General features: G+C 55.4%; 10 protein-coding genes. 3 read left to right on the plus strand and 7 right to left on the minus strand.

The features are described from left to right. Positions 1 to 3: 3 nt before the first annotated feature. The 5 genes from RSSM_RS00510 to RSSM_RS00530 form a co-directional block, all read right to left on the minus strand. A complete protein-coding gene (locus RSSM_RS00510; protein WP_236620853.1) occupies positions 4 to 1,689 on the minus strand; it encodes a rhamnogalacturonan acetylesterase in 1,686 nt (561 codons plus the stop codon). Positions 1,690 to 1,976: 287 nt separating this feature from the next. Next, positions 1,977 to 2,144 (minus strand): hypothetical protein, encoded by a 168-nt coding sequence (locus RSSM_RS33520; RefSeq protein WP_160168076.1) that lies wholly within the window; start codon positions 2,142 to 2,144, stop codon positions 1,977 to 1,979. 114 nt (positions 2,145 to 2,258) lie between these two features. Next, complete coding sequence (locus RSSM_RS00520) at positions 2,259 to 3,404, minus strand: DUF1559 domain-containing protein (protein WP_008673241.1); 1,146 nt, start codon at positions 3,402 to 3,404, stop codon at positions 2,259 to 2,261. A gap of 271 nt (positions 3,405 to 3,675) precedes the next feature. Further along, positions 3,676 to 5,076 (minus strand): FecR family protein, encoded by a 1,401-nt coding sequence (locus RSSM_RS00525; protein ID WP_008673242.1) that lies wholly within the window; start codon positions 5,074 to 5,076, stop codon positions 3,676 to 3,678. 6 nt (positions 5,077 to 5,082) lie between these two features. Then, on the minus strand, positions 5,083 to 5,610 hold the full coding sequence (locus RSSM_RS00530) for a sigma-70 family RNA polymerase sigma factor (protein WP_008673243.1): 528 nt from the start codon (positions 5,608 to 5,610) through the stop codon (positions 5,083 to 5,085). Between the two features lie 386 nt (positions 5,611 to 5,996). Between RSSM_RS00530 and RSSM_RS00540 the strand changes: the two genes are divergently transcribed. Beyond that, positions 5,997 to 7,013, plus strand: a complete 1,017-nt coding sequence (locus RSSM_RS00540) for an alpha/beta hydrolase (RefSeq protein ID WP_044300374.1) — start codon at positions 5,997 to 5,999, stop codon at positions 7,011 to 7,013. A gap of 247 nt (positions 7,014 to 7,260) precedes the next feature. Here the strand turns inward: RSSM_RS00540 and RSSM_RS00545 are convergent, their stop codons facing one another. Then, positions 7,261 to 7,887, minus strand: coding sequence for an HD domain-containing protein (locus RSSM_RS00545; protein WP_008673246.1), 627 nt, complete (start codon positions 7,885 to 7,887; stop codon positions 7,261 to 7,263). 311 nt (positions 7,888 to 8,198) lie between these two features. Continuing rightward, positions 8,199 to 9,590, minus strand: coding sequence for a sulfatase-like hydrolase/transferase (locus RSSM_RS00555; protein WP_008673248.1), 1,392 nt, complete (start codon positions 9,588 to 9,590; stop codon positions 8,199 to 8,201). Between the two features lie 350 nt (positions 9,591 to 9,940). Between RSSM_RS00555 and RSSM_RS00560 the strand changes: the two genes are divergently transcribed. Continuing rightward, on the plus strand, positions 9,941 to 10,330 hold the full coding sequence (locus RSSM_RS00560) for a CoA-binding protein (protein WP_008673249.1): 390 nt from the start codon (positions 9,941 to 9,943) through the stop codon (positions 10,328 to 10,330). 295 nt (positions 10,331 to 10,625) lie between these two features. After that, complete coding sequence (locus tag RSSM_RS33525) at positions 10,626 to 10,802, plus strand: hypothetical protein (protein ID WP_008673250.1); 177 nt, start codon at positions 10,626 to 10,628, stop codon at positions 10,800 to 10,802. The last annotated feature ends 192 nt before the right edge of the window (positions 10,803 to 10,994 follow it).

Below are 10,994 nucleotides of genomic sequence, written 5' to 3' on the forward strand. Positions count from 1 at the left end.
TGCCTATTCCGCTCGAGTCGAGACAAGAGGAGCCGAGACGTCACCGACACGTTCACCTTGCTCACGCTCAACCACCACGAGATTCAACGGCAACGCATCCATCGACCGGAGCCCGGCGACAAGGCATTCGGCGTTAACTTCAGCCCCCTTCTTGTTTGTGTGTGTTCGCGCATCGGCGAACAACGTTTCGACCTCGGCTTTACCGAGTTCTTGATAACGCTGCCCGATCAACGCGGTTAAATCGACGAACTTCGCGTCAGTTTCCTCTGCCACTTGGCCGCACCACTTACGATGCTCGGCAAAGTCAGGCACGAATTTCCCATCGCGCCAGTTGTCCTTGTGTGGAACGGGCGAACACACGATCGGCGTCGCACCTTTGGACTTCGTCTGCGTACAAAACCGCTTCAAATGCCATCCATACGTTCGCACGACCTCAACACGACCGTCGTTCAAACTGACATCCTGAGTCTCGTCGCCAACCCCTGGCAGAGCCGGCCTTCGCTTGTACCGGATATCCCCGACACGTCCTCCGTCGTTGTGACCAAATTGCATGATCACAAAATCACCTGGTTTCAATTTCTGATAAACATCACCCCACCGACCTTCACGCGTGAACGAACGAGTGCTTCGCCCACCGATGGCGCGATTGACGACGTTGATCTTCGTACGATCGAAGTGTTGTCCGACCACTTCCCCCCAACCGACGCCATCCATGTGTCCGTTGCGCACGGTGGAATCACCGATGATGTAAAGCGTTGGAATTGCGTCTCGAAGAATCGCCCCGTCCGCTTCAGATGATTCATCCAGTACCGGTCGCAGATCAACGAGCGCGACTTGGCTCGCTTTTGCCGGCAAGACTTTTTCGCCATCGGCGGATAAAAAACGCGTCAGATCTTTGATCGCGAGAGCCCTCAGTCCCGCTACGACGCATTCAGCATTCAGCCGCGCTCCGGCCATCGATGTATGGGTGTGCTTGTCCGCAAACAATTCCTCCACACCTGATTGACCGATCGCTTCGTACCGTTCGGCAACGATGTCGTTTAGATCAACGAACGGAACGTCTTCGGCTGCGGCCGCTTCACGCGCCCAGGACGCATAAGTCGATGTCGCCCGATTGACTCTCTCGCCGCTCCAAGACTTGCGAGGCACCGGCGAACACACAATTGGATGCACGCCTTTCTCGCGAGCCTCACGGATATAGTTTCGCAGATACCATCCATAAGAATGGACAACTTCTTTCTTGCCCGTCATCTGATTGACGATTTTCTCCACCTCGTCACCATTTCCACGGATCGTACCGCGTGCCCTTTGACCGTCATTGATCGGCGACGCATCGTTATGACCAAACTGAATGATCATGAAATCACCGGGCTTGAGATGCTCTTTGGTGCCCTCCCAATAGCCAAACGTCAAATAGGTACGGCTGCTCAATCCACCGACTGCACGATTGACCACATTCAATCTCGACGGATCAAAGAAGTCGCGAAACGGTTCGCCCCAACCCCATTGGCCATTGCCGCCTGAGGCATCGCCATTCCGAACAGTGGAATCACCGACCAGGACAACGCTAGGCAACGTGTCGCGCGCAGGCTCAGGCAGCGTACGAAGCCCCGCCCACACCGAACCAGCAAACATCGAACCTGCCACAGCAACGCAGATCGACAGGAAAAGAACACGAATACTCATCATCAACAACGAACCCAAAGAACAGAAACGCGCCCGAAACGATCTCACCTGAGCGAGCACACACGCATAGCGACACGACTCACTCCGAGAACGCCTATGACGCACACGACGACACCGAGAACGCCAGGCATCCGACCACCACGCCCTCGAACAAACATCAGATGAAGGCACAGCGAGAGAGCAATCAAGAAGAACCGACGCAACGCGGACTGCCACCCCGAAAGAGCCCACAACCTACAGTCACATCACAACAACACACGAAAGCATAAGGACTCGCCAACGCGATCCGATCAGCCCCGCGGTTCGTCCTTCAAACGCTCCATCTTCTCCTCGACCACTTTTTTCTCTTCCTCAGTAATCGGTTCGTAAGTCTGCAACTCAACCGGCCCTCCACTATCACCACAACCGGTGACCGCCAGAACGGGCGAGACCAACGCGAGGGCCATTACTAGATTCATAAACTTTGGGACTTCATACATCAGAATCAACAACCTACAGAAAGCAAACTAGAAGAAAGCACTCGAGCATGGACCACCCACACCCGAGTGCGACGCTAACATTCGAAACAGCGATTAAAACTCGGCCTGAATCGTTTCCTTGCAACTCTTTGTCCCCAAAGCACCCCACAGCCCATACGGACTGGCATAGCCGGGTTTCGGATTGCGGGAACCGACCGGCACGGCTGACTGATCACCTGCCTCGATTGAGTCAGTAATAAACTTGACCGCACCATCGCCCATCAGGATGTGACAACCACCTTGGTGACGACTCCCTGCCGGGCAACTGGCCTGCCTGTCGACATTCCGCCCGACACAGGGACCATTCGGCGGAGCCACTGTCGTGAAGCCGGTATCGAAACATCGGCCCAACGCCCAGTTCGTGCCACGTCGCTGATCGTTGTTCACGTTCGCTCGGCTCAAATCCCAGTAAAGCGGACGCTCCGCATCCAATAAACTATCCCAGTGATTCGGACCGTAGTGAGTCACGCTCGAATCGCGGTGCATCGAAGAATGCTTTTCGCCAGTTCCGTTACCAACCACAATCTCGCCGCACATGATCGTGTTCGAGAGACCATCGAGGACGTCGCGAAACTTACCCGTGTGACGGACGAAAAACATACTGCGATCAAACTGCTTCAAGAACGCTTCGTTCCAAGTGTTCCCCGTCGATGTGTCCGAAACACCATTCCCACCGACACCGCCGTAGTGGTTCTCGTGAATCGAATCACCCATGCAAGCAGCGTAGTTGGTAAAGGCGGTCTCGGTGCCGATCTTGACCGTAGGATCACTCGGGCAGCGGAGCCCGGGAACCTGCGTCAGCCACGGGACGTAGTCCACGTCGACCGGCGACGGCCCCATTGACGGATAGACCGGGGTGATCGGAGCACCAGAACGATCCTTCCCATATGGATTGGAAATCGTCTCCCACAACGCTTGCTGCTCCATAAAAGGCAGGGTCGCTGGAATCCAGCTCAGGTTGTTGCCGTTGTCAGGCCCGACACCGCCCGAAAACGTACCACCCATCTGTTTTGGAAGGCGGTTGTAGGCACTGTGATAGTTGTGAATCGCTAATCCAATTTGCTTGAAATTGTTGCTGCAACTCATGCGTCGCGCCGCCTCACGGGCTGCCTGCACTGCGGGCAACAAAAGCCCAACTAGGACGCCAATGATTGCGATCACTACAAGCAATTCGACAAGCGTAAATGCTTTCCGTTTCATAAAAATCTCTCGGTAAGTGAAATGATGCTAGATGAAGCCTTTCTCACGCTTCTAAAAAGCCAACCTCACGTTGAGCGAAAATCTATCGACAGAAAACCGCATTACTTCAAATTAAGGGCCACTTAACGGGAGACCAGACCGCCATAACCACCGATTCGCCCAAGCACGCAGCAAATCAGCGAAGACTTTCCCCACCGAACGGGCGCAAAACACCGGGGCCCGACCCCAACACAGGGTGGACCAGAGAGCCAGACAACGAGAAGTCTGAAAACTAGATCGCGTCGATCTCACGCGTCGATGATTCAGATAGCGGCACCGCGAGGATCCCGTACATCGACATGAACTCACCGATTTGCGGCAATCCACCAAAGGTGACCGTGCCGATGCCGGCGCGTTTCCGCTTCCATACCGAGAAGCGATAGTCGATCGAATTGCCTGCGCCCACGGACGTTCGACGCGGATCCTCGGGACGGCCCGGACGCTCGCCTTCGTCCATCCCAACGGATAACTCCGTCTCGACGAAACCATCCACCAACCACGCCGGTGGATTCACACGTGCATCCAACAAGACATAAACATCCGACGCTCGGGCCAACGTGACCGTGATCTCAATATCCCTGACCGTTTTGTCGTCATTGAACGGCAAGATGTAATCCGCCCCCAAAAGCTCTTTCGGCAGCCCATCTCGACCGAGGCCATTCCACTGGTGAACACGATCGACGTAGGCAGGCTGATCCTCTCCAAACCCTTCGTTGACGATTCGGTAGTACCCCATCTCGTCGCTCGAACGGATATTGTCTCGCACCGACGTGATCGCCGGGCCGTCCGAACTGAGCACACGTTTTGAAACTTCAAAAGAATCCGGCTTCACGACCAGCATTCGCGACATCGCCCCGTTGCTAGTCACCGACACTGCTCGCCCGATGGACAACTTCCGCTGCTCGTCACGCGAAAGCACTTCGACCTTCCCCTCAAACACCGCAACGTCAGTACCACCATTGGGATCGACCGCGACACCGAATCGCGTCCCGTGATCCACGATCTCCGCATCGCCTGTATGAACACGAAACCCCTCGGCGCCCTTAGGAACACTGGCGGTCATTCGCCCAAAGCCCAACCGACAATACATCGGATTGTCGACAACAAAATTGCCCGGCCCGGCAACCGTCAGCTTCACGCCACTGCTGAGTGAAACTTCATACTCGCCCTCGTCGATATCGACCCGCGTCCGCTCATTGACGTTAACGAACTCAGGAGGACTCGAGCCATCGGTGACGCGATGCATCCTGCCCACGACCGCGAGTTTCGCCTGCAGCGACGGGGCATCGGAACCGCCGCCCCTCCATAACTCAATGCCCGTCACCGCGATCGCGATCGACGCCGCGATTGCCAGTACCTTCTGCAACGACATGCGGCGACTGATCCGAGGAGGCTCCACGGACACCATGCCCGCCCCCACCTCTTCCGGCGTTTCGGAGATCGCAACCAATTGGCTGATCATAAACGAATGCGCGACAACGTAATCCAAGACCTCGGGCGACGAAGCGATCAAATCACTCATCTCGGCTCGCTGCTGCGGCGTAGCCAGACCGTCGCAACACGCGTCACAGAGGGCTCGCACTTCGGGATCGTCTAGCAAACGCCCCGGCACATTCCGTTCAGATTGGCTCATTTCTTATCAGATTTCCGCAAGAGACTTGTCGACGCATTGGTGAAGAACCTTGCGTATCCGCTGGAGCTTCAAATAAAGATTCTGGGCGTTGATCCCGATTGCCTCAGCAATCTCTTTGATCTTCTGAGTCCCCGAATAACACCGACGAACCAAATCCTGCTGCTCCTCTGGAAGCTTCTTGACACATTTCTCAAGAGCAATCATTCGCTCACTTAGGTCGGCAGACATTTCACATGTTCGCGTCTGAATCGAATCGAGCGCTTCGTCGCTGTAAATTTCTCTGCGACGACTTCGCTGCGACATGAATTTGACGACCTCGAATCTTGCGATTTGCAACGCCCAAGCCAAAAATTTATCCTCGTGTTCGTAGCTGGGCCATTTCTTCCACAGCACCAAACAAACTCGCTGGAAGATCTCATCGGCGTCTGCCCAACTCGGCGATATCGACACGACGAACCCAAAGATTCGCCGCTGATTGGCCGTGAACAACGCCACAAAATCTTCCTGGGCTAACTGCGGTTCTTGATGATCCATGACTTGAAAAACTCACCGTTTCAATTCACGAGGACGGACCGATCCAGCCATTCGAGCCATCCACCCGAAAGGACAGAACTGACGCGACCACGGAATCGGCCCAATACAGAAACGACGCAGCGAGACCTTGCGAGCTAACCCGTCGAAAATTCCCAATCTATCAAACAAAATCCGTTTTTTCTGGAAAGAGTCTCCTCGACCGCTGCTTTCTTGGGTCAAACAGCCCACAATCCGCCCGATCTTTCGGAACCGATCAACTAAGATTTCGACCTGCCCATTGTCCGCACCCTCCAACTCACCCCACCCAAATCATGATTTCAATCCTTCGGTGCACCGACCGATTCGTCTCGCATGCTCACGCCATTTGCACAGTGGCTCTTGTCGCAATGTTGTTGGCTGCCGCAACACCTACAAACGGACAAGGCATCAATGACAGCGGCATGAACAACGACCCAACCGGCAACGGCGACTTTGTCGTGGGACCGCAATACAACATCGATCCGGACTTGACCGACCGAGGAAACCCAAAAGGCAAATCGTTTGAATTCAAAATGAAACTGGCCGACAGCCAAATTTTCCGTGGAGACGATGCCACCCTGAATCCGCGAAAGAAGGTGCGAACGCACCGCCGGATCTTCGTCTACGTTCCGGCCGCCTACCGTGATGGAACTCCGGCACCGTTGCTGGTCATGCACGACGCGCCCAACCGATTGGATCTCGTGCAACACGCACTGGACAACCTCACCATCAGCGACAATCCCCAACGCCGGCTTCCCGCCTTCGTCGTGATCGCGGTAGAAAACGGAGGCGACGACAGTTACGGCAGCCAACGGGGACTGGAATACGATACGATGTCCGATCGCTTGGCGCGGTTCATCAACGACGAAGTACTGCCCGCGGTTAGCAGCAACCTCGCGCTACGCAAAGCGTACCCCAACTTCCGCTTGACCAACGATCCGTGGCAGCGTGCCGTGATGGGATGCAGCAGCGGAGGAGCCGCCGCGCTGACGATGGGATGGTTTCGGCCCGATCTCTTTCGGCGCCTGATCACTTACTCGGGCACGTTTGTCGACCAACAAAACCCGAAGGCGGCGGAAGAACAGGACTACCCGCTCGGAGCGTGGGAATACCATTCCGGACTCAAACTGATTGAAAACAGCGAGAAGAAACCGCTGCGAATCTTCACTCACGTCGCCGAACACGATCTCCGCCACAACGACAGCGAAGACACCTACCACAATTGGGTCATGGCCAATCGACGCACCGCCGCGGCACTGAAAGCCAAAGGCTATGACTATCGTTTCGTCTTTAGCCTCGGCAGCAAACACTGCCAACGCAAAGTCTTCGAAGCCACCCTCGCCGACACCCTGGTTTGGATGTGGCAAGACAACGACGACGAATGACCAACCACCTTGCGTTCATTGCATGCATGAGTTGTTTTCGGTGCCCCTCTTTTCCGGTAGTGGATCTTGTTAACGATCCTGATGCATGAGGATCTTTAGCAAGATCCACTACCACCTACCCGAAAACAAACCACGTCGAGATACGAGTGCATTCTGAAAACCGACGTGTCCAATCCCCGAAGCTGGACGTCGCCAAATTCAGGTCACCGAAGTCTGACGACATCAGCGACCTCTTTCCCAAAATGTTCTAGATCGAGAACTCACCTTCGTCGATCTCGCACTCGTCGAAGAATTGATGAAGAAACTGACGCATGAACTCCTCTCGTTCAGCCGCGATCTTTCGCGCCGCATCCGTGTTCATCAGGTCCTTCAGTTTGAACAGCTTTTCGTAGAAGTGCCCGACACCGGTTTTCTGTCCGCCCGATCCGCGAACGTAGAACGGCTGATCAAACTCCGCTCCGTATTCGATCGTTCGAACAATGCCGATCGCGCCGAGAGCGTCGAGCCGATCTGCGTCCTGAACGACCTTCCCCTCGAGCGACAACTCGTCGGCTGTCTCGCGTTTACGAAAAGAAACGTTGTCAACGATATGAGCGACCTTTTCGATCAACTCTGCATCGGCGCCGAATTCGCTTAGGATTTCGCGAGAAAACTCAGCACTGCGCTCCACCCCGTCATGGAATTTGGCGTCACCGACATCATGCAGCACCGCGGCCAATTCAATGACAATTCGATCGCCCCCGGCATGCTCGTGAATCATCCTCGCGTTCTTGAGCACACGCATCACGTGATCGATTCCATGCCCGGCGGCCTGCCCCGACATGCGATCTCGCACCGCACTTTCGGTTCGCCCCAACAAACCCTCATTCGACATTAAAGACAACCGTGAATCTCCTCGCGACAGTGCACTTTGAAATTGGTCGTGTCCGGACCACGTAGCGGAACTCGCCAAAACTCAGCCCCCCGAAGTCTGGCGACACCGGTAACATCGGAACCAAAACGACCAAGCGAGGATTCTGTGGAGCGATACGAGATTGGTCAATCACACCAGAAACGCCGAACACGCCATGAACACTGATCACACCATGCACGCCGATAGCAATCACCGGTGAAAAGAACCGAATCCTACCTTCACAACACCTCAGCGCAACTTGGATTTCAGCGCAACTTGGTTCTCAACACAACCTAGCGTTCACCACGCGAGGCGGCGTTCACGGAGGCACTCCGTCGGGCCTCCTCTTTTTGGATATTCGGCCCGTGTGGATCGAGCCATTTCGGGGCGGACAATTCGTCAGTCCATCGCTGATACATCGCGGTTAGCTGTTGAACTTTTTCAGGATGTTGTGACGCTAAATCGTTGCGTTCCCACGGGTCTTCCGACATGTCGAACAGCAGCACTTTCTGCTTGTAGAGGCTGTAAACCAACTTGTCATTCCCGCGCCGGACCGCATAGCCGTACTTGTCATCACCAGCCGCGTATCGCCAGAACAACGTTTCGTGGGGAAGCGTTTTCACGTCCTCCGACAAATACGGAAGAAGACTAACGCCATCGAGCGGCAAGTCCTCCGGAATCGCAACACCAGCCGCGTCCAAAATCGTCGGCACCAAATCCAACGCACTGACGGGATGCGGGTAATGTCGGTGACCCGCGAAGCGAGCCGGCCACGTGACCGTAAAGGGGACACGAATTCCTCCTTCGAACAACATGCCCTTGTGACCACGATACGGGAAATTGACAGCGTGCTCGGCCCGTCCCCCGTTGTCGCTGAAGAAAACGATCACCGTGTTTTCGTACAACTGACGCCGTTTCAACTCCTCCACAACGCGACCGATTCCTTCATCCATCGCCGCAACCATCGCTCCGTAAACCGCTCGCCCGCCGTACTCAATATGCTCGGTCTTTTTAAGATGCTCCTTGGTCACTTGGTCCGGCGCATGCGGGGCGTTGTACGCGAGAAACAAGAAAAACGGATCCGAGTCGGCTCGCTGAATAAACCGAACCGCTTCCGTTGAGAAATCATCCGTCAGGTAGCTCAGCTCGGAACGTGGCACCGGCTCCTCATTTCGAAGCACACCGGTTTTCTTCTTGCCGACGTCACCCCAATAGCTCATGCCGCCGCCGCTGAAGCCAAACCATTCTTGGAACCCTCGCCGTGTCGGCCAAAAACGAGGCGCATCACCGAGATGCCATTTGCCGATCGCACCGGTACGATAACCGTTGCCAACCAATACATCAGACACGAGTGTTTCATCCAACGGCAAGCCCGCAACATCGTCCTCGCCAAATGCTCCCGGATTGCACTCGTGCCCGAACCGTTGTTGGTACCTCCCCGTCAGCAAGCCCGCACGACTGGGGCTGCAATAGGAATGCGATGCATACCCCGCGTCGAAAACGATCCCGTCGTCCGCCAACGCATCGAGATGAGGCGTCGGAATTTCTTTGCATCCATTGAAGCCAACGTCGCTAAACCCAAGATCGTCCGCCACAATCAGCAACACGTTCGGACGCTGATCAGCACTACCGCGACCACACCAAATCATCAAAACAACAATCAACAGCAGCAGGCGATGGGGCATTGAGGAGCGTCTCCAATAGGAATTATTTATCGATCGATCACGTTCACCACGGGACGGGCGATCCACCGCGGACTTTCGTTGGAAAACGTTCTGCCTCCGAGTGGAGCACGCTCACCAAAACGCCAATGCCGTGCGATCATCAAACGTCAACACAGGTTGTACCTTTTCGACGCAAACCGGCGGCAGATTTCCGCTCCACTGTGAATCCGGCGCTACTCTGCATCAGGCACGTCGTGATTTCAGGCATGTCAAGATCCGCCACTCGACGTGCAGATAGAATACCCGTGCCGGATAGAATACGATCGTCAAACGCATTCACGGCGAATCTCAACCCTCACCTCCGCGTTACCATGAACCCGATCGACACTTTTCTCTCCGCACAAACGTATGCAGTCGCGGGGGCCTCCGCACGCCAACACAAATACGGAAACAAAGTATTCCGAGCCTTGATCGCGTCCGGCCGAGAAACCTATCCGCTCAATCCAATCACCGAAGAAGTTGAAGGCCACCGGGCTTACCCGACCATCGCGGAACTGCCGACCGTTCCCGAATCGTTGTCGATCATCACACCGCCCGAAGTGACCCGTCGTGTGGTATCGGACGCCATCGCCGCCGGGGTGCGCAGCATTTGGATGCAGCCCGGGGCGGAAGACGAAGATGCGAGCCAAGCCGCTCGCGAAGCAGGGCTCAACGTGATCGATGACGGGGCCTGTGTTTTGGTGCTCTTGGCCCGAGAATAGCAAACGCATTCGAACGCGCAGTCAACACCGCGGACGATCGAACCGGCAACACGTCGGAAGGACTGCGTGACGACGCAACTCGTAAAACGTATTCCTGACAATCTTCACATTGGCGTGTTTCGACGAGCACCCTACGTGCCCTTTCCTCCAAGACAATCTCTCTGGTTTATTTCGTTCATCGGCGACAGTCTGGTAAACGGCGAGAACGTTCCTGCGTCCTACGACTGGATCGAGCCGGACCAGAGCAGACTTTCACCGCTGCTGTGGCAGGTTCCATTCACCGAACAAATACTTCATGTCAACTTGGTTTTTGGGTAAAGGACGAGGCAACGTGTCCTTGATGCGTAAGTCGCGCGAGGGGAATCCTAGCGTCACCCGCTACGGCAAGCTCGAACGAATCCTGCCGATGCTGTTCACAGTCGGCGCGGCATTGCCCGTGTTCTTGACCGCGGTTCTTGACCGCGGTTCTTGACCGCGGTTCTTGACCGCGGTTCTTGACCGCGTTTGAACAGTTCGTCGGCTGAACAGTTCGTCGGCATTGAACTCATTCGTTTCGGCGCCAATCGATCCCTTGACCACTTATTGTTCGTCCGGCCAACGTCAACTGTCGTCTGGCTCATTTTCTACCAACTCGGGGTCGCATGAGACGACCGCCATTCACCCA

This window comes from Aporhodopirellula sallentina SM41, assembly GCF_000346505.1.
Taxonomy (GTDB): domain Bacteria; phylum Planctomycetota; class Planctomycetia; order Pirellulales; family Pirellulaceae; genus Rhodopirellula; species Rhodopirellula sallentina.